The 24,955-nt window shown below is 56.3% G+C and carries 23 protein-coding genes; all 23 read right to left on the bottom strand.

The genetic code is table 11. The features are described 5' to 3' along the window. Positions 1-60: 60 nt before the first annotated feature. Positions 61-1,116: a type IV pilus twitching motility protein PilT gene (locus tag VSQ30_RS05600; protein WP_334462617.1), complete on the bottom strand. Its 1,056-nt coding sequence runs from the start codon at positions 1,114-1,116 to the stop codon at positions 61-63. Positions 1,117-1,526: 410 nt separating this feature from the next. After that, positions 1,527-2,000, bottom strand: coding sequence for a hypothetical protein (locus tag VSQ30_RS05595; protein ID WP_334462616.1), 474 nt, complete (start codon positions 1,998-2,000; stop codon positions 1,527-1,529). Next, positions 1,997-2,431: a type IV pilus modification PilV family protein gene (locus VSQ30_RS05590; protein ID WP_334462615.1), complete on the bottom strand. Its 435-nt coding sequence runs from the start codon at positions 2,429-2,431 to the stop codon at positions 1,997-1,999. Before VSQ30_RS05590 ends, VSQ30_RS05595 begins: the two co-directional genes overlap by 4 nt. Continuing rightward, complete coding sequence (locus VSQ30_RS05585) at positions 2,421-2,909, bottom strand: DUF4860 domain-containing protein (protein WP_334462613.1); 489 nt, start codon at positions 2,907-2,909, stop codon at positions 2,421-2,423. Before VSQ30_RS05585 ends, VSQ30_RS05590 begins: the two co-directional genes overlap by 11 nt. 123 nt (positions 2,910-3,032) lie before the next feature. Beyond that, a complete protein-coding gene (locus VSQ30_RS05580) occupies positions 3,033-3,377 on the bottom strand; it encodes a hypothetical protein (protein ID WP_334462611.1) in 345 nt (114 codons plus the stop codon). A gap of 10 nt (positions 3,378-3,387) precedes the next feature. Further along, on the bottom strand, positions 3,388-4,431 hold the full coding sequence (locus VSQ30_RS05575; RefSeq protein WP_334462610.1) for a type II secretion system F family protein: 1,044 nt from the start codon (positions 4,429-4,431) through the stop codon (positions 3,388-3,390). Positions 4,432-4,460: 29 nt separating this feature from the next. Beyond that, a complete protein-coding gene (locus tag VSQ30_RS05570) occupies positions 4,461-5,423 on the bottom strand; it encodes a transglutaminase family protein (protein WP_334462609.1) in 963 nt (320 codons plus the stop codon). A gap of 6 nt (positions 5,424-5,429) precedes the next feature. Then, a complete protein-coding gene (gene srtB, locus VSQ30_RS05565) occupies positions 5,430-6,230 on the bottom strand; it encodes a class B sortase (protein WP_334462607.1) in 801 nt (266 codons plus the stop codon). A 183-nt stretch (positions 6,231-6,413) separates the two neighbouring features. Beyond that, positions 6,414-6,935: a signal peptidase I gene (locus VSQ30_RS05560; RefSeq protein ID WP_160642688.1), complete on the bottom strand. Its 522-nt coding sequence runs from the start codon at positions 6,933-6,935 to the stop codon at positions 6,414-6,416. Continuing rightward, positions 6,932-7,951, bottom strand: a complete 1,020-nt coding sequence (locus VSQ30_RS05555; RefSeq protein ID WP_160642687.1) for a MucBP domain-containing protein — start codon at positions 7,949-7,951, stop codon at positions 6,932-6,934. The genes VSQ30_RS05560 and VSQ30_RS05555 overlap by 4 nt, the downstream gene beginning before the upstream one ends. Further along, positions 7,941-8,702 carry a hypothetical protein gene (locus tag VSQ30_RS05550; RefSeq protein ID WP_334462601.1) on the bottom strand — a complete coding sequence of 254 codons (762 nt, stop codon included), beginning with the start codon at positions 8,700-8,702 and terminating at the stop codon, positions 7,941-7,943. The genes VSQ30_RS05555 and VSQ30_RS05550 overlap by 11 nt, the downstream gene beginning before the upstream one ends. Before the next feature lie 15 nt (positions 8,703-8,717). Next, entirely contained in the window at positions 8,718-9,488 is a 771-nt protein-coding gene (locus tag VSQ30_RS05545) for a hypothetical protein (protein WP_160642685.1), read from the bottom strand. Positions 9,489-9,490: 2 nt separating this feature from the next. Further along, positions 9,491-9,994, bottom strand: a complete 504-nt coding sequence (locus VSQ30_RS05540) for a hypothetical protein (RefSeq protein WP_334462598.1) — start codon at positions 9,992-9,994, stop codon at positions 9,491-9,493. Then, positions 9,994-11,091: a hypothetical protein gene (locus VSQ30_RS05535; protein ID WP_334462596.1), complete on the bottom strand. Its 1,098-nt coding sequence runs from the start codon at positions 11,089-11,091 to the stop codon at positions 9,994-9,996. The genes VSQ30_RS05540 and VSQ30_RS05535 overlap by 1 nt, the downstream gene beginning before the upstream one ends. Before the next feature lie 45 nt (positions 11,092-11,136). Next, on the bottom strand, positions 11,137-12,003 hold the full coding sequence (locus tag VSQ30_RS05530) for a class C sortase (RefSeq protein ID WP_160642682.1): 867 nt from the start codon (positions 12,001-12,003) through the stop codon (positions 11,137-11,139). Between the two features lie 108 nt (positions 12,004-12,111). Continuing rightward, positions 12,112-13,131, bottom strand: a complete 1,020-nt coding sequence (locus VSQ30_RS05525) for a SpaA isopeptide-forming pilin-related protein (RefSeq protein ID WP_334462595.1) — start codon at positions 13,129-13,131, stop codon at positions 12,112-12,114. Positions 13,132-13,189: 58 nt separating this feature from the next. Further along, a complete protein-coding gene (locus VSQ30_RS05520) occupies positions 13,190-13,831 on the bottom strand; it encodes a hypothetical protein (RefSeq protein WP_334462593.1) in 642 nt (213 codons plus the stop codon). A 47-nt stretch (positions 13,832-13,878) separates the two neighbouring features. Continuing rightward, positions 13,879-18,714, bottom strand: coding sequence for a DUF7601 domain-containing protein (locus VSQ30_RS05515; protein ID WP_334462591.1), 4,836 nt, complete (start codon positions 18,712-18,714; stop codon positions 13,879-13,881). 198 nt (positions 18,715-18,912) lie between these two features. Further along, positions 18,913-19,512: a signal peptidase I gene (gene lepB / locus VSQ30_RS05510; protein WP_334462590.1), complete on the bottom strand. Its 600-nt coding sequence runs from the start codon at positions 19,510-19,512 to the stop codon at positions 18,913-18,915. A 205-nt stretch (positions 19,513-19,717) separates the two neighbouring features. Further along, a complete protein-coding gene (locus VSQ30_RS05505; protein WP_334462589.1) occupies positions 19,718-20,278 on the bottom strand; it encodes a hypothetical protein in 561 nt (186 codons plus the stop codon). A gap of 812 nt (positions 20,279-21,090) precedes the next feature. Beyond that, positions 21,091-22,677: a methyl-accepting chemotaxis protein gene (locus VSQ30_RS05500; protein WP_334462586.1), complete on the bottom strand. Its 1,587-nt coding sequence runs from the start codon at positions 22,675-22,677 to the stop codon at positions 21,091-21,093. Positions 22,678-22,933: 256 nt separating this feature from the next. Then, on the bottom strand, positions 22,934-24,169 hold the full coding sequence (locus tag VSQ30_RS05495; RefSeq protein WP_334462585.1) for an extracellular solute-binding protein: 1,236 nt from the start codon (positions 24,167-24,169) through the stop codon (positions 22,934-22,936). A gap of 300 nt (positions 24,170-24,469) precedes the next feature. Beyond that, positions 24,470-24,940 (bottom strand): zinc ribbon domain-containing protein, encoded by a 471-nt coding sequence (locus tag VSQ30_RS05490; protein WP_160643695.1) that lies wholly within the window; start codon positions 24,938-24,940, stop codon positions 24,470-24,472. Positions 24,941-24,955 lie beyond the last annotated feature (15 nt).

Genomic DNA, 24,955 nt, shown 5'->3' with positions numbered 1-24,955 from the left:
TGAGGGGGAGGCTGTAAAAAGCCTCCCCCTTGGTATTTTCCTATGAAAGTAGCTTCTCAGCTATGCCAGCCGCTTGGACATCACCTCATAGTGGGTGCAGTAGACCAAAGCGGTTTCCTTGGTTATCCGCCCTTCCCGGCAAAGCTTCAGCAGGCTGCCGTCCATGGTACACATGCCGTCGGCAGCGCCGGACTGGAGAACAGATTCCAACTGGTGCAGCTTATCCTCCCGGATCATATTCTGGATGGCGTTGGTGCTCTTCATAATCTCAAAAACCGGAATCAGCCCGCCGTCCACGCTGGGCACCAACTGCTGGCACACCACGCCTTTGAGAAGCTGGGAAAGCTGGATTTTCACCTGTTGCTGCTGGTTTGCCGGGAACACGTCGATAATGCGGGTGATGGTGTGGGCCACGCTGCTGGTATGCAGGGTGCTGAACAGCAAAAGCCCTGTTTCCGTAGCGGTGATGGCGGCGGATACGGTGTCGTAATCCCGCATTTCTCCCAGCAAAATCACGTCCGGGCTTTCCCGCAGGGCAGAGCGCAGCGCCGCCGGGTAGCCGGGAGTGTCGATGGAGATCTCCCGCTGGGTGACAATAGCCTTTTCATGGCGGTAAATATACTCAATGGGATCCTCCATGGTGATGATGTGGCAGTCCCGGCCCTGGTTAATGCGCTGAATCATGCAGGCAATGGTGGTGGATTTCCCTGTACCCACCGCCCCGGTAACCAGCACCAGCCCTTTCTGGTTCTCCGCCAGGGACAGCACCTCCTCCGGGATACCCAAAGCCGCCGGATCCGGCAGGCCGAACTGAATAAGCCGTATCACAGCCGCCAGCGTGCCCCGCTGCCGGAACACATTCACCCGGAAGCGCCCCAGGCCTCCAATGGCAAAAGAGAAGTCATCGTCCTCACCCCGGCAGAGGTGGGTGTCCTCCCGCTTGGCAACGGTGTAAATCTGCTCCACAAACCGCTGGGTGTCCGCAGGCTTGCAGAAGCCCTCCCCCCAGCGCTCCTGGTGCCCCTTTATTTTCAAGGTAATGGGCAGGCCCGCCACCAGAAAGATGTCTGACGCCTGCTCGTTACACGCCCTCTCTAAAAGCTCCTGTATGTCCATAGTGTTTATCCTTTCCTCCTCCAACTCTTTGAGATCCTCCGCAGGGCAAAAAGAATGGTATAATAACCTCACAGGTTATTATACCATAAGCGCAAAGCGCGTTGGTACTGCCCGTCGCCCGTCTGACCGAAGGGAAGAACTGGGCGGGGCAATTTGAAAATCAAGTATAATAACCGCTCTGCGGTTATTATACCATCTGCCTGTCTTTTTGTAAATACGCTCAAAATCATGGGAGTGGCTGAAACACAGAGTTTTAAATGGAATTTAACAAATGCAAGAAATTAGTTTTAGGATCAACCCCTTTTTTAAAAGGGGTTGTGGGGTGTGGGGCAAAGCCCCATGGACTTGCGCCGTAGATATAAAATGCATGGTTCAGACACTCCCTAAATCATGGAGATTCCGCGCCAGCCTTATTCTCCCGCCCACAGGCCGCCAATCTCCTCCGGCGCCTGCCACTCCCGGGAAAACTGCCAGCAGACCACTGTAAAGCCTTTCCCCTCATGATCCGCCGCATCCGCAAAGTCCAGCCCAATCCGCAGCGTCTGGCTGTCATGGCTCAGTTCTTTCCAATAAACCCCGTTTTCGTCCTTCTCCATCCCCAGCGCAGACAAGGCTTCCTGCGTAAATCCATAGATTTTATATGATACACCGCCTGTTGCCTTTGTCACAAACTCTTTGCCAGCCGCCTCTGCCGCTTCCTGCAAAAATGCCTGGCCCTCTGCCTCCAGCTCATACCGCTGCTGGGTAGAGGCCGCCAGCTTCTGCGCCATAGCCAGATCCGCCCGGGCAGTGGAAAAGGTGAGCAGGCCCAGCACTGTCATGCAGATGGCCACCACCGTGAGCAGCAGGGCCAGCGGCCCTAAACGAACAGGTATATGCTTCATGCCCCGTCACCCCCTCTATAGGCCCCGGTGCGCAGGGTGTACACAGGCTCTGTCCCGTTCTGCCAGTATACGGCAATTTCGCTTTCCACCAGCCTGCCCTCCTCCTGCCAGGACACATCCACACAGAAATCCCCGTCCCAGCGGGGCTGCATATCCCTGCTGTACCAGGCCCGCACGCCGCCGTCAGCCTCCTGCTGGGCATTGTCCCCCTGGTTCAAAAGGGCCAGCAGCTCCTGGGGGCTTTGGGCCGCCCCCACCAGCTCGGCGGCGTTTTCCGCCAGACACACCGCCCGGGTGAGTACCTGGGCTTGCCCGCTCTCCTCTTTGGCAAAGGCGAAAATCCGGGTGAGGGTGAGTATAACGCCCAGGAACACCAGGATGAGCACCAGCAGCTCAATATAAAAAGCTGTTATCCCCTGTTTACGATTCATTCCCACACCTCAAAACAAGGCCGCTGCGCAGGCGCAGGGGCGCCTCCCCCCCGTCTGTCACCACGTAGGCCAGCCCGTCCCTTTCCTGAATCTCAAAAAGCGCCGTCTCTCCCAGCACCTGGGCGTCCTCCGGCTGCAAAGGCCCGTCCGCAGGGCCATAGTCCTCCAAAAGCTGCCCCTCCCACTGGTAGATGCGCAGGGCATAGCCGCTGTCTCCGTCCGCAATGGTCAAAAGCGCCCCGTTCAGCCCATCCTGCTCTGTGCAGGCTTCCCAGGACAGCGCCCCTGCCCTGTCGTTTGCTTTCAGGCAGGTGGAAAGATAGCTTACCAAAGCCCGGGTGCGGTTGTTCTCCCCCTGGCCCTCCACTGTTTCCCGGTAGGTGGCGGCCCCAAAGGTGACCAGCAGGAAAAATCCCGCCAGGAACAATCCGGCTATGCCCAGGGTGAAAACCCCCTGGGAAAAGCTTCCCCTTTTCACATGTACCAGCTCCCTTCCGGCCTGTTTTTGAAAGATGATAAATGATTACAAAAGATTACAAGTAGTTTACAAAGCAGCAGGTTTTTGCCAAATTTTCCCATGTTTAACAGTTTGTTCATCATTCTATTTTGGAATGAAACCCGTTTCCTGCCGGGGACGTGGCACCACCGTCACCTCCGGGGGCAGGTTTACGGCGAACACATCATACACCACGTAAAAGTCCTCCCGGTTTATCTGCAGGCCATAGTTTTCCTCCAAATGCTCCAGTGTGGGAGGATAGGCCCCCTCCACCGCATAGCACTGCATGGCGCTTTGCCGCACAGCGTTTTTCACAGCCTGCGCCCCTTCTTCCTCCATCTCCTGACGGGAAAGCCCCCTTCCCTGCCAGAAAACCAGCGCCAGAACTGCTGCCAGGGCAATCCCGCACAGCACAAGGGGCCAGCGCCGCCTTTTTTTATCTATGTACATAGCCCGCCCCCTAGCCGATGGAGTTCATAATGCCCAGCAGGGGCAGCATAACGCTTAACAGGGAGATGCCCACTGTCACCAGCAGCACGCCGGAAAGCAGGGGATCCACCACGCCCACCAGGCGGTCTGTCCGGGCGCCGCACTGCTCCTCCAAAAGCTCTGCCAGCCGCCACAGCACCGGCTCCAGGCTGCCGCTGCGCTCTCCTGCCAGCAGCATCCGCCCGTAAACCGGCTGGAAAAGCTGTTCCTCAAAAGCAGACTGGGCCATGCTGTGGCCCTCCTCCATCCGGAGGATGCACTTTTTCACCTTTTCCTCCACAGGCTGGCACTCCGTCATTTTCAGGCTCTCCATCACGGCGATGTCCTGCACCTCGCCGCTGGCCAGGAAGGTGGCCAAAGCGCAGGTGAAACGGTACATGCCCAGCTCTTGCAGGATGTCCCTCGTAACAGGGATTTTATAGAGCAGCCCCTCTATTAAGGGGCGCTTTTTGCTGTTCCACAGGGTAAGCCCTATAAGCAGGGCAGCCGCCAGCAGCACCATCACCCCTAAAGCCGCCCAGCAGAAGCCATAGGCCCACTGTATATAGCTGTAGGCGGAATGGGCCAGGCTTCCGGTAAGCCTGTCGTACACCTGGGTAAAGGCGGGCAGCACCATAGTGAGCATCAGCACCAGCACCACGATAATCAGCACCAGCATGGCGGCAGGGTAGGTTACGGCGCTGCGCAGCTTTTCCGACATGGTTTTCTGCCCGGCGTAATACCGGCTTAAACGGAAGAGCACATCCTCCAGCCTGCCGGAGGACTCTCCCGCCGCCACCATTTTGCAGGCATAGGCCGGGAAAATCCCGGTTTTTTCCAGCGCGCCGGAAAGGCTTCCCCCCTGCTCCAGTTCTCCCTGCACCAGGGCAAGGGCCTGTTCCAGAGGGCCGGGCTTTTCCTTTTCCTGGCGCAAAAGCTGCACAGCCTCCTCTGTCTGGATGCCCGCCTGCAGCATCATCGCCATGCTTTCGCAAAAAGCGCTGATTCCCAGCGCGTCCAGCTTTCTTTTTCCCATAACTTCCTCCTTCGCCTGGCAGGGGCCTGTCAGTAGTAATAAACGTCTGTATAGTTTGTTCCGTCCCCCACAAACCCGCTTTCCTGGCTGTTTGCGGAGAAGGTGGGATCCAGCCGGTTCCAGGTGTTGGATTCCACCTCATACTGTACGGAAACCCACCCGCTTTCCTGGGTGTAGAACATATTCCAGGCGTGGTATAAATCGTCGGGCTGCACATAGCCGAACACCATTTTCGTGGGGATTCCCTGGCTGCGCAGCATGGCCGCCGCAAGGCTGGCATAGTCAAAGCAAATGCCCGTCCCGGTTTCCAGGGTTTTGTCCGGATCCGGCAGATATGTTTTCTCCACCGTTTTCGCAAGCTCCTTGTCATAGGTGACGCTTTCGCAGATGTAGCCCAGCACTGCGTCCACCACGCCTAAAGCGTCTGCCTGCCCGGAGGCAATTTCCCCTGCCTTTTTCACACAGGCAGAGTTTTCCCCATAGGGCACATATTGGCTGGGCCGCAGGAAGGGCTGGAAGGGATCCTGTAGGGCCACAGAAGCGCTTGCCTCATAGAGCTTGGCGTATTTGCCCTCTGTCACCTCCTGCATCACCCGGAAGGTATAGTCCCCGTCCCCGCTTTGCAGGGGCAGGATGGCAGGCGTGCCGTCAGAGCCGATGTTGTACGTGTATGTCGTTTCCCCTTGCAGCACCTGGAATTTCAGCCTGCCTTCCCCTTGGGCGGAAACCCCCACATACCCCTGGGCTGTGGCGGAAAGATCCAGCAGCACCCCGCTTTCCCCCTGGGCCTGTTCGCTGTGGAAAGCGGAATCTGCAAAAGCCGGGGCCTGGTAAGGGGTGAAATCCTCTGGGGCGCTTTCCTCCGGGCGGGAATCAGCCTCCTGGGAAGCCGGTTCCTCTGGCAGCTCCGGATCCATGCCGGCCTGGGTGACGCACCCCCACAGGTTCAGCAGCAAAAGGAGGGCCAAAAGCCCTGCAATCTTCCGTCCCATGGAACGTTACCACCCCCGTCCGTGAGGGCCTACAGGCTCCAGTTTGCCATGGACCACATAGCGGGCCTCCTCGAAATCGTAAGCGCAGGTGGAAAGCACCACATAGCGCCCGTTGGGATCCATTTCGCCCACCCGGGCGTCAAAGTCCGACAGCGCCAGGTTTTCCTCCAGATACTGGGTAAACTCCGGCATGGGCGCCCGGAAAATGGAGTATACATCCCCATAGGCAGACACTGTGTGGCCGCTGAACAGCACCACCCGATAGTCTGTGGCGGGGGTGAGCAGCCACATAACAGGGTGCTCTTCATAATAGCTCTGCTCCCGCCAAAGCTCCAGCCCCGCGAACATAGATCCGTCGTTCATGTTGTGCCCATACAGCACTGTGTTGGAGTCTGCAAAGTCCGGGGCTGTCTGGGCGTCTGCAAAGATGGCCCCGCAGTTGTCCTCCAGCTTTTCATAGCTGTAATGCAGGTAATATTCGTTGTCGTCCCCCTGCACTACCGGGTAGTTGATTTTAGTACCCTCGCAGTAGATCCATCCCACCACCTGGGGGTTTATCCCCTGAAGCTTTTCAAAATCCACTGTAAACGGGGTTAGGGGGCCTTCCCCATCTGTCTGGGACTGGCCCCCGCTGCCTGTTTTGGCGCTATCCGCCTGTTTTCCCTGTGTTGTAAATTCCTCCGCGGCCTTGGCATATACCTGCTGGCTTTTGGCATACCGCTGCTGGGCCACTAACACAGCCCCGCCTGAACCTGCAAACACCAGCAGCAGAGCCGCCACCGCAATCCATTTCAGCTTTCTCCCCATACATCGCCATGCGATACAGGTTTCGCACAAAAGGCCATTTAAAAAACAGCCCCTTGTGCCCGGTACCGTTCCTTTCTTCTGTTTTTTATGTACCGCCATAGGGAACCTGCGCAAAAAGCTGTGAAAAACAGCCCTTTGCGCCCAGCACCGTTCCTTCCCTTTATTTTTCACGCCGGACGCTCTCTATCGGTAATCCTCCGCTTCGCCGCTCTCCCTGGCCCGCTGGCGTATCCTGCCTCCCAGTATGTTCAGCATGGCCCCGCAGGCGGCAAAGCATATCACGTATATTTTGCCCACTGTGGTGGAAAACAGCACCAGCATGGCGCCCAGGTAAGGGAAATGCCGCTCTACCCGGCCTATCAGCTCCCTGTAGGCTACCGGGTCGATGTCCTTTTGCTCATTGGCATCCCCTTTGGTGACAAGCTGGCCCTCGATTATATTGTTTTCCAGCACCCGGTGTGCCACCACTGCGTCCTCCCGCCAAAAGGCGATGATTTCCCCTTCCCCCACTTCCTCGGCCGGGACGGGGGAGACATATATCACACTGCCCACAGGGATTTCCGGCTCCATGCTGCCGGTGACAATGTGGTAAATCTCATAGCCCAGCAGGCGCGGAAGCGTGGCGGCAAGGCTTAAGCCTATCACCAGCACCAATATCAGCGTGCCCAGCACATTGCACAGCAGGGCAATTATTTTTTTACTCATAGGTGTTCATCTTCCATGGAAACTTCCTCCCTGTCCCGCCGGAAAAACAGCAGGAACCAAAGGCCAGTGGCAATGGCGCCCAGCACCAGCACCCCGGCTGTAATCTTTGTCCACAGGGGGATATTTTGCCAGAACAGCTTTCCTTCCGACTGCAGCTCCATTTGGGAGGGCTTAAAGCCCTCGCCTGCATTGGCCAAAGGCACCTCGCCTTCATCAATGTCTATCAGCTCCGGCGGCTCTTCCGGCTGGGCCTCGGGCACAGGATTCTCCGGGATTTCCGCAGGGGCCTCAGAGGAGGGTTCAGACTCCTCCTCTTCCGGGGCAGAGGAAGGCTCTGCCTCCTCATCCTCGTCGGTGTCAGGCGTGTCTGCCGGGGTGATGACAGTGGCCCCGGGGCCGGAAGGAGGTATCACCGTTGTACCGCCGCCGCTCGGCGTGGTGCTGGGCTGGGTTATCCGGGTGTACACAAAGGTGAGGATATTTTCCATGGGGTTGGATGACAGGGTTTTGGTCAGGTTATAGCTTTGGGGCTGATAGCCCTCTATATAAAGGTAGGCCACCACAGGGCGATCCCCCACGTTGCCCATATAGGTTTCGCTGGGGGCCAGGGTGTTGCCCTGGGCGTCCTGGAAATTCACAGTGTATTCCACCATGTCGCCCTTTAAGCCATAGGCCACCACATAGTCCTGATCCCTTGTCACCAGGAAGGTGGAAAGCCTGTTGCCAACACCCAACACTTCCTCTGTGCCTTTGCCGCTTTCCCGGAAGCCTTTTATATAATATTTGCTGTCATTATCCAGGGTAACGGAATAATCCCGCAGGTTCACGCGCTCTCCCGCGGCCTTTTTCTCCGTTATCATGTTTCCCCCGTTGATTTTCCCCTGCTGCCCGGCGAAAACGCGGATCGTATAGATATACTGGGGCTTTGCCGCCAGAGCGGGGAGCGTACAGGCGCAGGCCAAGCAGAAAGCCCCCAGGACAGAAAGAAGCCTGAAAAGAATGGATTTACCTTTCATGCCGGCTGCCCTCCTCTCCGCTTTCCCGCTTCTTTTTCACGCTGAAGCAGGCAATAATCAGCAGCAGGACGCCGCTGGCCGCCATAAGGGCATATAAGGGCAAAAGGTTGGTTTCATCGCCGGTTTTCACAACCTGGTTGCGGCTGCTGGTGTTGTTGTCGTTCACCTCGTCCACCGCAAACTCCATCTCCACGTCCGCGATGGTGTTCTGATACAGGTTGTTCTGGGTTTCCCCGTCCAGCGCCACATGCAGTTCTACCTTGGCTGTATCCCCGGTTTGCAGGGTGTCCAGATAGAAGAAGTCCTCCATGGAATCGGTGGCCTGGTGCAGCCCCTCTTTTTCAGAGGTTACACCGTCTGTTTCGCCGCCCACTGTTTCGCTGTCAAAAAGGACATTCACCTTTCCGGCCCTGTCTGTATAGGTGAGCCGGTAGGTATAGGCGCCGCCCTCTGCCACAGTGCCGTCCTCCAGGGAGGTGATGGCCTCGTTGAGCATATACCAGTTGGTGGCCTTGCTGCTCTCGTTGCGCAGGTTAATGACAATATCGCTGGAATCCCCCGGCTGCATACCCTGCACAAGCTTGCTGATACTTCCGGAATCAAAATTGCCGGACATCTTCTTGTCCTTTGTAAAGGTGAGGTACCAATTCTCCTCCTGCTGGCTGTCTATGGCCCCAGCCGGCAGGCAGAAAGCCCACAGGCACAGGGCCGCGAGCAGCCCTGCCAGCATGGGTTTTGCAAGTCGCTTCATGCCTTCCCTCCTCCTTTAGCCCAGGCGCAGGGGCTTGCCATTGGGATGCACATCCACATCCCGGCCCCAGGCGCTGATAATCGCGTCCTCAGCGTTGTGGGTCTGTACGGCGTTGGCTTCCACTTCCAGGCGGAATTCCACGCCGTTATAATCATAGGTGGTGCGGGTTACGGTTTTCCCGTCCACCTGCAGGGTTTCCTTTGTCACAAATTTCGCCACCCCGCCGTCAATGGTCAGGGTTTTGCTGAAGGGCAGGGCAACCTCCCCGGCAGCCAGCGGCTCTGTATAATACAGTACCAGCCGTTCCGCTGTGGTGGCAGTTTCGTCCTCTATCCATAAATCCTCATTTGCCCGCTCCAGCTTGATAAGCTCTGGGGAAAGCTCCTGGCATTTTTCCTCTTTTTCGCCCTTCACCCAGTACCGGTAAATATTCACCCGCACAAATTCGTCAATTTTCCCGCTGTTGCGCACAGTCAGCTCCTCAGGATACGCCTTGCCCAGCTTCAGGGTTTCCCCTTCTGCCAGCATGTTCCCCAAAAGCCCGCTGCCGCTCTCCTCCCAGTTGCCGTCAGCCTCATTGCCGTAATTCCGGTAGGCCACGTCCTGGCCGTTTTCCACCAGCGTCACGCCGATGTTGTAAAGCTCCACCTGGGATTTATAGGTTTCCGAAAAATAGGTCAGCGCCGCCTGGGCACTGCCAATGCTGCTGGTGAGCAGCAGGGCCGCCGAGGCAATGAACATCAGCAGGGTGCCGATGGGCAGCGCTTTCCTCCTTCTGTTTTTCATACTCAGGCCCCCTCCTCATAGCTGGTAAGCACATTGCTCCAGTCGGCGTAAGGATTGCCGTCCTCGTCATACAGCACCAGGGTGGATTCATACACTACCACCACGTTGAACTCGTCTCCCTCCTCCGGCTCCTCGCCAGCAGGGAAGCTTATCTTCACATCCAGGGTTTTGGTGGTTTCCCCAGGCTGCAAAATGGTGTCATAATACCACCAGCCCTCCTCCTCATGCCAGCCGCCCTCCGGGGCGCTGTAGGTAAGGCTGTGGCTGCTGTCTGTAAAGCCTCTGGCCCGCACAAAGACAGGGGACAGCTCGGAGGTGTTTTCAATGGTAACGTGCTTAGTCCAGTCAGAAAAATCCTCGTGGATTTCCGTTTCCTGGCCCAGGTACAGGGGATAGCCGCCTTTTGCCTGGGTATAGGTAGTGAAATATCCCCACGCCGCCGGCAGGGAAGCGCACACAGTCAGCACCGCCGCCAAAAGGGCCGCGCAAATGGAAGCCTTTTTCATCACGTCTCCCCTCCCCCATTGATTTCAGATTTTGTCAGGTGCCAGCCCAGCTTGCCTTCCTCGTCCGGCCCATAGGTGAAATGGTTCTGGATGCCATGGCCCTGGTTGGGGCCGTCCATATCGTTTGTAAACACAAACTCCAGGATTTCCTCCAGGGTCACGGTGGGATCCGCCGGGCTGGAGCAGCCCTCCGGCACCAGCGTGCAGCTTGCCCCTGAATAGATTTCCTCTACCGTCACAACAGAGCCTACAGGCAAATCTGTGAGGGTGAGGGTTTTTGTGCCTGCCTCTGTAAAGTCCAGGGAAACCACCTTGTCATACACCAGCTTGCCATCCCGGGTGGCCTTCACATGGAACACAAAGGTGTTGGCCTTTCCGGCAAAGGAGCGCAGGTTTTTGGTGATGGTGATGGATCCCAGGGCATCGTTTATGCCGGGCTTCAGGTATATTGTCACGTCCTCCAGCCACTCGCCGGGATTAGCGGCATTGATGACCCCGTTCTCATCTGCCTCCTTGCTGGGCAGGGTGATAACCTCCGGGATGAAGGTGTACAGGTTCTGGCTGCCCTGGAACTGGGTAACCAGGCTGCCGGCCTTTTCTGTCACATAATCCTTATAATCCTCCCCCAGCTTGTGGGCAATCACCAGGTAGACCCCAGGCTCCAGCCCTGTACACTGGGTTTCGCCGCCCAGGGGCATATCCCTTTTCACCGGCTCCATCTCCAGCACATCCCGCAGCTTGCCGTCCTGCCAGAAAATTTTTTCCGCCGCATTCTGGGCAATTTCCCGCCAGCCCTCGCTGGTGATGTCGTCCTGAATCTCCACCTCCGGGAAATCCTCCGCGGGGGTGAAATCGTAGGTATCAAAAGAGGGGGAACGGCTCATGTCCGCCACCTTGTATAAATCGAAAACCAGCAGGGAAGAACTTCCGTCAGGGGCTGGCTCCAGCAAATCCTTCATCTCCTCCGACTTAGCCGGGTCGCAGGGGTATACGGTAAGGGAGCAAGGCCCTGCGGCGCCTGCCAGCATTTGCAGGGCCAGCAGCAGGCACAGGGCCGCCGCCAGGACGCCAGCCGCCCGGATCCATTTCTTTTTCATGGGCAAATTCCTCCTTTGGGATTGAAAGGCTAGGGAAAGCCGCCGCTATTTGCGCTTAAAGGGATCCCGCAAATCCTCCGCTGTCAGGCGGGGGCGGCGCTTATAGAAAATCAGCAGGATGGCAAGCAGGATGAACAGCATGGGGACGCCCACAGCGGGAATCACCACATAGGTGGGCACCCGCACAGCCTCTGCCGCCGCAATCAGCGCTTCCTTCACGTCGCCAATGCGCTTGCCCCGCAAAAGCAGGCGGTGGGTATTGACGCCATAAGGGGTGCAGGTTTGCAGGGTGCAGTAATCCTCCCCCCGGTACAGCTCCATCTCCGAGGTGTCCTCCGGGAGGACAATGCGGATTTGCACAATTTGGTATGTAAGCACCTGGCCCAGGACTGTGACGGTGAAGATGTCGCCCTCGGAAAGCTTATCCAGATCGGTGAAAAGCTTGGCAGAGGGCAGGCCCCTGTGGCCGGAAATGGCGGCATGGGTATCCGCCCCGCCTACCGGCAGGCTGGTACCCTCAATGTGGCCGCTGGCAACCTGCAAAACTGCCTCGTCAGTGCCATGGTATATGGGCAGGCTCACGTCTATCACAGGTATGTTTACATAACCCATAATGCCGGTGCCCGACACATCTAAAAGACTGCGGTACTCCTCCGCCTCCTGGGGGGAGGGGATCCAGCGGTTGCCCTTGTCCCACAACCGTTCGTTGTAGGCCCGGGCCTCCTCCAGCAGGGCGTCCATTTCCTCCTGGGACATGCCTTCCACCGTCTCCACATAGGAGGCGATGGCCCGGGACTGGTGCAGGGAGTTCCACCAGTCGCTGAAAGTGGGATACAGCAGTAAGCAAAGCCCTGCAAGAATCACAACGGCTAAAAATATATTGATCATATTTTTTTTCAACCATTTTGCCATATGCAAGGCTCTCCTTACTGATGTTTATCCCCGCCGCCAATGACAGCGGGGATAAAACGAATCAGTTATCTGTGTAATTTGGTGCGCTCTTTTTCAAGAGCACTGGGCTTAGCCCTTGGAACCCATGCGCTTCTTTACAAACAGCAGGATGCCAGCGCCAACCACCAGCGCAGCGCCAACAGCGTAGAAAATGGTGGTGCCGATGCCGCCAGTGCTGGGCAGCAGGGTGCCGGTCTTGTTGACAACTTGAATAGCAGCGCCCTCGCCAGGTACGCCAGTGCCATTATTGTTCAGCTTGTCAGCGTCCTCGTCTGTAACATCCTCGTTGCCAATATACTTCTTTGTGACTGTGCAGGTGATAGTATGGGTAGTCGGATTCTTTTCACCCTCTGTTACAGTAATGAGAATATCAGCGGATCTGTTGTAACCGCCTTCAGGCACAGTAGTCTCGCTCAGGATATAGTTGCCAGGGCCAAGGCCGTTAAAGACAAACTTGCCTTCTGTCCCAGTTGTAATCTCAGTGCCTTTGCCTGCCTCATCAACTTTATCATAGACCATGCCTTTACCGGCAACTTCTTCAAAGAGTATAGGGTTACCCTTTACCCACTTACCGTTCTTGTCCTGCTCTGCAGTGTACAGTGTGAAGCCAGCACCTTCGAGCCGGTTATCCTCACCAATTTCGTCCTTATACTTGGTGCCGTCAATTTTCAGGGTGAATACATAACTCTCGTCCGGCGTGGTGCTGCCTTCCTCTTCGTTATCAGGGTTCCTGGTGAAGTCAAGAGAGCCTGTGTTCTTGTTGGCATTGGTATCACCAAGCTGGGTGCCATTTTCATCTGTGCCAGTGCCCATTACGATGGCGTTCTCGTTCAGATATGCGTCATAGGTGAGAACAACTTTTACATACTCAAGCCCAGTTTCCTCGTCTGTAACTGTAGGCCAATCCTTCTCGCCAATGAACTCAAACAGGTCTGTAATTTCTACAGTGAAGGAAACGCCGGCCTTGCTTTTAGGCTCCTCCTGCAACGGCTCATAGTCGGAATTAGTGTAGTTAAATACATACCCGTCAGCACTCTCGCTCTTTGCAGGAATTTCCTTGCTAGGTTCACCTTCAACTTGAACCTCCATATTGCCAGCATAGGTCAAGCCAGCGGACATAGTATCCTTGAAACGGATCATGTACTTGTCAAAGCTGGGCTACAGGAATTTTAGCCTCCAGTTTAAACTGGAAGACTTCGCCAATGGTGTGGCCTGCGTCGTCAGTGAATTCGCCCGGTTTCACAGTCTCCACAGTCTTATCCATAGTGGTGTCAGTTGTCTTGGTCTTTACGCTGGTGTCGCCAATAATCTGAACCATCAAAGCAGAAACCGTATCATCAGCGTCACTTCCGTTGTCAACAATCAGATAATAGCCAGTTTCTACCTCAACTGTTAAAGGGTTGCCCTCTTCTGCCGGGCCCATGGTCTGATAAGCATCACCCCGGAGGGCTGCGAGCAGGTCGCTGGCAAAGCCTTCGCCAGCATCCAAAATTGCGTCTGTAACGCTGCTGTCAACTGCAGTGCCAACAGCCTCATCGGCACCAAAGCCGCCAAAGTTTACGCCATACTTAATGTTGGCAAGAGCGTCTTTCCCATCTTTTTCTCCAACATCACCAGTGAAAATCTGGTAAACGCTGTAGGTGTGGCCCGGGGTGGGATTCTCCAGGGTTAAGGTCTGCGTTTTAGCTACTGCCTCGCCACCCTCCTCTGTTGCCATCGCCGGGATAGCCATAGCAAAGCACAGGGCCAGCGCCAGGGCGAGTGCCAAGAACTTTTTCATAGATTTCATACGCTCATTTCCTTTCTTATTTTTATATAATAGGTTTGCATTGGTTTTTAAGACTTTTGCACACCCTCCTTCCCCCGCCTCCGAGAAGTTTTATATACCAGGGCCAACCCTGCCGCGCTTAACAGCGCCACGCCTGCCCAAATATATCCTTGTGCGCCTCCGCCGCCTGTTTTCGGCAGCTCGTAAGCATAAACGGTATTCACATAGGCGACAACCTGGATTTTGTCATCTGTTTCCCCAAGGTGTACCTGGCCCGACATAGTTCTGTCAGTGTCTCTGCCAAAGTCTGTCGGCTCGCCCTGCACCATCTGTCCGATTTCCTTGTTATGCTGCGTTATATAGGCAGAGCAGAGGTAATCGTTATCCGGGTCTTTTTCCTTTATCTTATACCCCGTAACATTGCCGTTATCATCCTTCACCTCTTCCAGCCCGCCGGAAACCTTCTCCCGGTTTTCTGTAACCGTATACTTAGTTCCATCCGGCAGCATGTTGATGATGATATACTCGCCGTTTTTCAGGGTGAAGTCCGCGCCGCTATGCAGCACCATGTCTTTGTCCAGTATGCCGCCGCCGTCTACAACAGGCTGGCCGTCGGCGTTATACTTGGCATAGGAGTAGTCGTCCGGCAGCCTGCCGCCGTCGGCTGTAGTCAGCTTTAAGTTGAAGATGAATTCCTCATCATGGCTGGGAAGCTGGCTGATGTCAAAGCCGCCAGAGGACAGGTTCCCTCCAACTGTCAGCCCCTCCACCTTCTTCTCTATCTTCAACTGCGTGTAGGCTTCCTCCACCGTTGTGGTGCCGCCATGGACAGAGGGCAGTGTAAACTGCATCCAGCAGGTAGAGCCGGAAGCGCCGCGCTCGGTGTAGTAGAAATCCAGTTTGTAGCCGCCGGATTGCCCCTGATCAATGTAGTCCCACAGGTCTACATACTCGCCCACTGAACGGTGTACGCCGCCGATATCGCAAATCAACTGGGAATTCCCACTTGGGTCGGTCAGGAACACCCACATGTCATCATCGCCAAAGAACAGATACTCCAGCGGGCCAGCATAATTTGCCGTCAGGTCAAATTCTATCGTGCTATGCATGGCAAAATAGCTGTTGTGGGCTATACCGTTGTCACTGGTTGGCATCTTAGTCCAGTCACCTATTTCTCTAAAATACCGGATGTTTTCCGGGTTGCCAAATAGGCCGTCGCCATCTGGATTGGGGAAACTATCCATTGGCCAGAAATGGTTCGTCCAGATCTTTTTCTTGTTTTGTATTCCATCATATTGGCCGGGATGGCTGAATCTGTCCAGCCCGGTAAGAGCCGCACCATCTACGCTTACGGAAGTGAGCGTGTAGGTATCACCTAAACGGTTAAACGTCAGCCCGCCATTCTCAAACACACGTTTTCCCGTAAATGTGCCTGTGCTGAACAGGTCAGGGACTTCAATACCTTCGGCAAATTGCAGCACACCATTTTGTATACCTGTGACAAGGCCGAATGTACAACCTTCATAGCTGGCTGTATTAAACTTATTGAGATAGTTGCCGTTCCAGGTCAAAGTTCCATAATCGGTGCCGGCATTATTATTGCCGAAAGCAAAGGGGACTCCTGTCTTTTTAAAATAGGCGTTTATGCCGCTTGACTTTGTATCCAGTATTTTCTTATCCCCAGGCCCGGAGCTGATATCATAGTCATAAAAAACTCCGTTAACCGTTTCCGGCCCATCAGTAGGCTCATATACAAGGCGCAGGATAGATTCATGGGCAATATGGATGTAGACATCCTCGCCATATTTCCCCGCCGCATCTCTTCTGTTGGTAAAATGCAGCTTATTCTCGCAATTCGCTACCAGTTTGTCTTCATCCGGAACAATGTCGCGGCACGATTCTCCATAAATATCCCAATACACCGGCTTGCTCCGCTCTTCCTCGTCCATTATATCCTTCGCGCTGTCTTTCAGCACCCAAATCTGCTTCAAAATGTAAGAATCAGACTTTTTGCCTGTGTCCGGGTCTACCAGCGCGTCAATATAGTGGATGTTGGGCTTTGTGAAATAGGTACAGACATCATCCGGATCGTCTGTTTTGCCCTTTGCCTTATAGATTTCCGTCAGCTTTTCCGTTGACTTGACCTTTCCATATTTATCCGCGCTTGTCTCAATCTGCAAATTGGTCAGTGTCTGTATCGGGGAATTAACGGGTAATTTCCGCGTGCCACCGTTGCTTGCCGCGCTGGTGTCAATTACAGACAAGCTGTTTGCGACATCATTGGCAAGCCTCCTGTCCACCCTGTCCAGATAAGCGTAATACTCCACTGCATAGTGGGGGTTTACAGAGGTGTTTGTGGTCAGGGCAATGGTGTTCCGGCTTACGGCCCGGTTTGCGTTCTCAGGCTCTTCGGCGGTTGTGGGCATGGGCACCCCCTGCTTATGCACAACCATATTCATAATGACTTCCTCGCTGTCCTGGGTCACCTCCCGGGAATCCAGCATGCAAATATCCGATTCTTCGCTGACAGCAAGGCGCTGCTCCTCCACCATCCGGGGCGCATTCTGGATGTCCTCTTCCGCTTTTGCCGCGGCAACGGCCTCGGCGCTGGGGTAGATAACCTTTTCGCCCACAGCCTCTTCGCCGTTTCCGGCAGGCGCCAGCATGGAAAGGATTACGCCTACATCACCTTCCGCCTCGCTTGCCACGTCCTCCGGCGTCAGGGCCTTGATCTGCTCCTCCAGCTCCTGGGTGGATCGAACCTCCACTGTCACCCGGCAGGCGGAGATATCCAGCTCCTGCCCGCCATAGCGCAGTTTATAAGACATAACCTCCAGAGGAGACAGGCCTGTTTCCTCCTGTGTTTCGCTTTCATCCTTCCCCGCCTGCACATAGTCGGCATAGGGCAGATAGGCCGGTTCGCCTGCCTGCACCTTTTCCACCACGAACTCCACCGGCTGCTCCAGATACAGCACCGAGTTTGCAGGCAGGATGCCGCCTGTTGCTACGATAGCGCCGCCCAGCCGCAGCTTGGGCGCGGCCTCTGCGGGCTGGGAATCGGTTTCCGGCTGGGAAACTGTCTCATCCGCCAACTGGCTGGAGGAACTTTCCTCCTGGATCGGTTCCTCCGGGCTTTCCGCAGCAGAGGGCAGCGGATCCCCTTCATCCTTTGTATCTGCTGCCTGGCTTTCCGTTTCTTCCTCTCCCCATTTCAGGGCAGGATCCGCCTGGGAGGAAACTTCCGGCTCCTCCGGGCTTTCCGGCTCCGCCTGCTCCGGCAGGGTGGCGTCACCCTCTACATGGAACACCAGGTTAAAGAGGGAATCTGTGTCATAGGAGAAGGACTGGGACACGTGAAGCACATTGGCGTCCTCATCCTCCTGCTCCTGCACGCCGTTCACCTGATCGGCGTCAACCTTCACCGGGGCTTTGCTGCCAAAGCCCAGCAGCGTCTCCTCCTCTATCTGGGTGACAGCCCCGCCGCCTTCTCCCAGTGTTACAGGAAGCTGCTGTGCCCGTTCCCTGTCCAGCACCATGCCGGGCACTGTCTCCAGGGTGTCATCCTCCGGGGCCTCCGCAAAGGCAACGGCGCACACCTTGCCGCCCTCGGCGGAAACGCCCTCACCGAAAAATTCCGCTTTCAGGGAAACAGGCCCGTCAAAGGGCACCTGCTCCCCGTTTTCATCCTGCAAGCCCACTTGCAGCAGGGCGTGGAGGGCATACTCCTCATCCCCCATGGCCTGTTTCAGCTTGGCCTGGCGCTGGGCAAGCTGCTGGGGATCTTCCAGGCGCTCCACCACCAGATGGGTTCCCTCTGGCAATTCCCCTTCCACTTTCACCTTTAAGGTGGCGTCCTCATAGGCAGTTTCTTCCTGGGGCGCCTTGTCCGGCTGAGGCTCTGCCTCCTCCGGCTGGCTGCTGGGGGTGTCCTCCCCGCTTTCCAGGCCGCTGCTCTCTACATCACTGCTGGCAAGGCCGCTGCTTTCCAGCGCGCTGCTGGAGGCAGCGCTTTCCTCCAGGGCGCTGCTCTGTTCCCCGCCGCTTTCCGGCAGGCTTTCCACTGTGCTTTCTTCCTGCTCCGGCTTCCGGAAGCATTCGTTGCCATGCTCATGCTTCTCTGTTTGCAGCATACCGCAGGTAAGCACAAGCACCTGATCTGTCTCCCCGCCTTCCGGCAGGCTTTCCACCTTAGAAAGCGTCCCGTCCTCGCCCAGCACGGAATAGCATTCCTTTGTATGGGCGTGCAGGCTGATTTCCGGCTTGCCGCAGGTGAGGATCAGCTCTGTCTCTTTACAGTCGTCTGTATGGATGTGGGAGCCAGCCCCAGCCTCCTGGCCGCAGACAAGCTCTTTCTCAGAGCAGTCTGGCCCGTGGCTGTGTCCAACCCCTTCTTCCAGGCCGCAGACCAGCTCCTGGTTTTCATCATAGCAGGCAGCGCCATGGGCATGGGCCGGGGACTCCTCCAACTGGCAGGTTAAGGCTTCCTCATAGCAGTCATCCAAATGCACGTGGCCCACTGTCTGCTCTTGCCCGCAGATCATCACCTCGCGCTTTTCATAGCAGGCCTCCACGTGGTGATGCTCCCGGATTTCCGGCAGGGCGCACACAAGGGCCGCTTCCTTATCGTAACAGTTATCGTTATGTTCATGGACTACATAGTTTGCGTAGCCGCAGGCAAGCTTTTCCTCTCCGTCAAAGCACGCCTCAGAGTGCTGGTGGACAGGCACCGCGCAGTCCAGCACCATGTCCCGCCGGGCCATTGCCTGCCCCTGCTGGATCATAAAATAAAAGGTGCCCACTGTTACAACCAGCGCAAGGCCCACTACCACCGGGATCCACCGGCGGACCCGCCGCCGCTTTCCCAGCATTTTTGCCGCCTGCTTGTCAAATACCGCGTTTGCCATGCTCTCCATCCTTTCGTGCTTTCAATACAGGGCACTTAGAACCTGTATTCACAACCTGTAACCACCGTCTAAACGGCCTTTTTGAAGCCACTCTATGTTAAATTTTCTTGCAAGGCGACAGCCTTGCTGCGAACATTTGCCTTGATTGGCTTCAAAAATTCCCGCTCATCCGGCAATTTCGATTATGAATACAGGTTCTTACTTTACCGCCCCCAGCCCGCTTAAGGGCCATACCCGGAACAAAAGCTTTCCTACAATCAGTTCCTTGTTTACACAGCCCACCGCTGTGTTCCGGCTGTCAATGGAGGTTTCCCTGTGATCCCCCATGACAAAAATGCGTTCCTCCGGCACCTGGTAAGGCAGGGTAATGTTGCACTCCCCCAGGGCCTTGCCGGAAACATAAGGCTCCTCCAGCTCCTCACCGTTTACAAACACATTGCCATCCTTATCTATATCCACCCAGTCGCCGGTTGTGGCGATAACCCGCTTCACCAGCAGGGTGTTATTGTAATAAAAGGCGATAACATCCCCGGTGGCGAAGTCTGAGGTGTTCATGGTCACCACAATGTCCCCGTCCATCAGGGTGTTGGTCATAGACGTGCCGCTTATGCGCAGCACCGGGAACACCAGCACCGCCACAATCACCGCGGCGGCGGCCGCCACCATCAGGGCAAAGACTGTGGTGCGCAGCACCCGGCTGTGCTCCTTCTTGCTCAGTTCCTTTTCAAGCTCTGCCTCCACCTGGGCAACAGTGGGCAGATCCACCTCTTTTTCCTTTTCTTCCTTCTTTTCCCTCAAGCGCACCCCTCGCTTCAACTGATTTATGAAGTACCCGTCCGGCCCTGAGTGGCCTGCTGCCTTTCAGGGACTGCCGTGGGGCCGCGCTCCGTTATAGCGTATGCGGTTCAAATAAGGATAAGGCGCCTTTTGAACCAGCCTTCCCCCGTTTTCCACCGCGTTTACTAACCCGCTTTATCCACCGTACAGACACATCCGGTTTGATTCAGGAGCCTTCCTCCACCCGCTGGGAGCGCAGAAGCATCCTGCTCTGGGGCTGTAATTTCCCCTGTACCACCTGTACCACTTCCAGCACCCGGGGCGCCTGCTGCTCCCTGCCCCCTCGAACAGGCGGCGGGGCCAAAGGCATTTCCTGGCCCTGGGCATGGCGGGGCTTCCTTCCAGGGGAAGGCGGCTCCTCCCGCTGCTGGGGGCGGGGCGGCGGGCTTGCGTATACCTGCCGCCGGGGGGCCTCCTGCAAAACAGGCGGGGGCAGAGGCGCAGCCTGGCCTCTTCCCCGCACCTGGGCAAAATCCATGTCAAAATCTTCCTCCGGCGCAAAGCCCTGCCTTTGCCGCTGGGCCTGCAGGCTTTCCCGAAGCTGTAAAATCTGGGCGTCCTTATCATTCAGGCGTTCCTTCAGGCGCTCATACCCTTCCTCCAGCTTGCTCATTTCCTCTTGCACCTCGGCAAGCTTAGCCTTCGCCTTTTCCGCTTCCCCGCCCTGGGCCAGCAAAAGCTGCAAAAGCTCACGCCTGCCCAGCTTATGCAATTCCTTGTCAGTCAATGGCGCGGCTCCCCCTTTCATCCGGCAGGCCCGTCGCATTGCCGCTGCTATCAGGCTTAGCATGAAACGGGCGGCCGCCCGTTTCATTTTCCATATGGAAAATGGCCTTGCGACATACCCATTTAAAAAACATGCTTCTAAACTGAAAACCAATGTACAGTATACAGTATTACACTATGCTAAACAAAACAAGAACAATATTACTCCATCCATAATACTACACCATCTACCGGGAAAAATCAACCCCGGGCGGCCCGAAAAACCACCTTTCGCCGCCAAGTGTATGATTAAGCGGGAGGCCTCCCGCTTAACTTTGGAATATTCCAAAGTCGCCCAGTCCTGCCTTTACATGTATTATACTATGGATCCGCCCTCTTTGCAAGGCCAAACACCAGATCTGGCGGCTTGTCACCTTTTTGTAATATTCCCAGGCAAATCCTGTATACATTCAATTTACGATTCATTCTTATTTTACTCGTATAAGCTGGAAAAGTCTACCTGCTTTCTGCACGAAGATTCTCCTCTAATTTTATGCAATTTTGGATGGAAAGGAAAACCAGCGCTGCCTCCCACTATATTACCCAAAACCGCCAAAGGTTATATATTAGGGCGTGTTCACATAAGCGCTTGCAAGCGTCTTTTTGGCGGTTTTTTGTCACCTTCTTCGCCAAAAATTCTTGAGGCACGCAAGTACATCCGCGAATTTTTGACTTGATTCTGCCAAAAGCCTGCTCAAAAATCCACATACTCCTCTTATGTGAACACGCCCTAGGCAAACATCTCCGGCGTAGAACCGCCGGAGATGTTTATCCTCACAAATTTGCCAAAGATTCCATCTGCTTTTGCAGATCGCCCACAATCTCTCCGTTTGTCGCCATTCCCTGGGCAATTCCAGCCATGTCTTCCACCAGCTCCTGGGTGCGGCCGGCTGCTCCGTTAACGCCTTCTGCCGCGCCGCCAATAGCGTCGGAAATATTGGCGATGGAACCAGCCACCTCGTCCATGGCGGCCCGCAGGCGCTCCACCCGGCTGTTAAAGGCTTCAATGCTGCTCTGCACATAAATCGCGTCATCGCGATACTGCTTGCCGGACGCCGCCGAGCGCTGGAACTGCTCCAGCACAGCATGGCTTAAATACTCCACCAGCTCCTGGGCGCTGCCGGACAAGTAGTCCACCGCCCCGGTAACTACGCCGCTCACCTCCTGGATGTGCCCGGCTGTCTCGGCGCAGGAATCTGCCAGCGTGCGTATCTCCCGGGCCACCATGGCAAAGCCCTTGCCAGCCGTCCCGGCCCGGGCCGCTTCAATAGATGCGTTGACAGCAATCAGGTCGGTAGAGGAGGAAATAGACAGGATGTCCTTTGTCAGGCTGCCGATTTCCCCCACGCTTTTGCTCTTTTCAATCGCCGTACTCAACTGGGACACAATTTCCTCTGTCCGGGTGCGGACAGATTCCATATTCTCCCGGGCGGTTTTTTCAATTTCCTCAGCCCGCCCCCGCATTTCCACCGAATAGGAGGTGATGGCCGCGCACTCCTCTGCCATATCCTGAGCGTCGGCCTGGGTTCCGGCAGCACTGCTGCTGATGTTCCCCGCACTGCCGGAAACCTCCTCCAGCGCGGCGGAAAGCTGGGAGGTCAGGTTGGAAAGGGCCTGCACGCTGCCGCTGGAGCTGTGGATCCTGCCATGCACCTGCCCCACCACGCCGCCCAAGCGCTGGGAACTGTCCTGCAGCGTGCCCATAGCCTGGCGGATAGGAGCAACCACGTATTTCCGCACAATCCGGAAGGCTGCCGCCACGAGGACAATCCCTGCCGCCAAGGTACAGGCGCTGATAATCAGGGAGGTCAGGTATACAATAAACAGCCTGTCCCGGGCCGTGCCTGCCCGGGCGCTGGCAGAAGCGTACAGCGTGTCAATGCACCCCTCCGCCGAGCTGCCGTAAGAGGCCACATCCCCGTTCGCCATGGCATAGGCCTCCTGGGTTTTGCTGTCCGCGCTGGCGCACACCAGCTTTACCAGGGCATGCTTGAAAGCGGCATAATCCTCTAAAAGCGCCTGGTATGTTTCCCCTTCTTCCTCTGGCACAAAGCCCTCATAAGCGGCCAACTGCTCATCCAGCGCCGCCTCCTCCTCTTTGATTTCCTGCACCAGTTGGATCATGGTGCTGTGATCCGCCGCCACAATATGGGACAGGGCCAGCCGGTGGATGCCCATCATCGACCGCCGGATTTCCTCCAGCTTTGTCCCGCTTGCCATGTACGTGTCAACGATAGTGCCGGCGTTGGCGTTTACATTGTTGATGCTGAATACAGCCAATATGTTGGAAAGCAGCGTCACCAGGCCCAGCAAAACGATGGGCAGAATCAGGCGTTGCTGCAGGGTCAGCTTGCCTTTCATAAAGTCCCCTCCGAGAAATATTTTAGAAACTAGGGCTTGTTTGAAAATAGAGAAAGTGCCGGATTTTTGCCTAGGGCGAGGTGCTTTCAAGGCGGATGAACCGCAAACGCATGTATGCGTTTTAGAAAGGCTGAACATTCCGTTTACGGAATGTTTTCGCCTTGTCGAGGATTTCCAACACAGAAAGCGCCCGGATTTAGGCAAAAAGACGGTGTTGGCGATTTTTCAAACAAGCCCTAGGCGGCACAAAACGCCTTTACCGGGCCGTTACTCCCTCCACCAGCTTATCCAGTTGCGCCTGCAAAGGGCCGCCGCTGGGATTGCCCAGGGCCATGTTTCCAGCAAACTCGGAAACCGGATCCCAGAATTTCCCGCCTACCCGCTGCAATTGCGAAAACTCAGACTGGGCCAGCAGGGCCGCAATAGCCGGGGATCCCTGCACTTCAGGGGAATTTGCCGCGTGTATGTTGGAAGGCCCCTGCCCCCGCACCGCAAAACGGCGGGCCTGCCCGTTCTCGTTGGTAATCCATTCAGCCAGCCGGGCCGCCCACTCCGCCTCGGAGGAGTAGGCGTTCACCCCGATAAGCTTGCACCCGGAGAAGGAGGCCATTTGGATTTGCTGCCCAGCGCAGTCAAAGGTAGGCAGCTTGGCGGCCCCGGCGTTTTCGCCCCAGGCCTCCTCCACCGCCACCGCGTTCCACACGCCGCTGACCCCTGCCGCTACCGAGCCATCCTGCACCCCGGCCAGGAACTCCGTATCCGGCAGGTTGGCAAACCCCGGGCTGGCTGCAATGTCCAGCATGGCCTGGGCCACGTCCACCCCATGGATAGGCCCTTCGGTGCTGTTCCAGGTGCAGGTGTTGGTGATGCCGTCATCGTTTATCTTCACTTCCATGCCGGTGTTGCCGAAAAAGGCATATACATACCAGGCAGAGGACCAGTCCATGGTTACCACCCGCCCGGCTTCTGCCGCCGCTTCCACCAGCCGATTAAAGCTCTGCACATCTTCTTCCGTAAAATACGCCTTGTTGTAATATAAGAAATAGCCGTTGTCCGCTGTCAGCGGATAGGCATACAGGGTGCCGTCCACACTGGCGGCTTCCACAGCGGCAGGCAGGTTGGCGCCGCTGATGCCCGCCGTATCCTCAAGGGGCACCAAAGCCCCGGCCGCCGCCAAAGCGGCCAGTTGATCGTCCGCAAAGGCAAACACATCCGGGCCGCCCTCCAAATCAGCCAGCAAAGCGTCCTTGCAGCCCGATTCGCTTTGGGCCTGGTAGGTGAATTCAAAATCCGCCTGCCCCGCATACTGCTTTTGGAACGAAGCGAAAAGCTCCCTCAGCAATTCTTCATCCTCCTGGGCGCCCCACACCGTCAGGGCCACTGTCCGGGACGCAGGCTGCTCGTCCTCCTGGGGTAAGGGTTCCCGGCTTGTACAAGCTGTCAGCAAAAGCAGCATGCTTGCCGCCAGCAAAAAGAAACTTTTCCGAACCATAAAGCATCATGCCTTTCCGTAACTTTTCAACCCAGCGCCTGGCAGGATCCGCAAGGAGGGGTGCTCCCTGCGCACATCCGCCCTGCGCAAAGCGTAACTATGTTATAGTATACCATAGCGCGATTTTCCTGGCAAGCCTTTTGGCGCTATAAAAGCACAAAGCCCGGTGTGCGGCAGGCAGCAAAAAGCCGGCCCCTGGGGGCCGGCTCCACGCAGCACACACATTGTCATATGAAACGAAATCCTACAGGAAGGGACAAGCCGTCCGCCTCCCTGCTTCCGCCTTATGTCCTCCCGGCTTTAAGGGAACTGGCGGGGCGGGATGTCAGAATTCTGCACGTCAGGCCCGTCTGCCTCGGCAGCCTCCCTGGCGTCATCCGGCCCGGCCTCCTGGGGCACAGGCTCCGGATCCGGCATAAGCTTAGCGCCGCAGGCGCTGCAGAAGGTGGCGGAGGTGGGGCTTTGCTTGCCGCAGACAGGGCAGAACACCTTGTTCTGCTTGTCCCCCAGTTCCTTTGCGATAGCGGCCTGCTGTGCTTTCAGCTCGTCAATTTCCGTCATCTGGCCGGCGGCCTCCGGGTCGGCGGAAAGGGTGCTGCGGCTGCACTCATACACATACTGTCCCAGCACCTCATAGCGCTTGGCTATTTCGGCGTTGATCTCAGCAGCGCTGATGCGCAGCTTGGACACGTCCACAAGCTGCCCCGCCTTGCGGCCCACGGCCTCAGCGGCGGATTTAGCGTTTATGACCACGTCGTCTAAAATACTCATAACGATTGCCTCCTT

It is taken from the genome of Acutalibacter sp. JLR.KK004, from assembly GCF_036941085.1.
Lineage (GTDB): Bacteria > Bacillota > Clostridia > Oscillospirales > Acutalibacteraceae > Acutalibacter.
The sequence above is the reverse complement of the archived record's forward strand: the minus strand, read 5'-3'. Positions and strand labels throughout refer to the sequence as shown.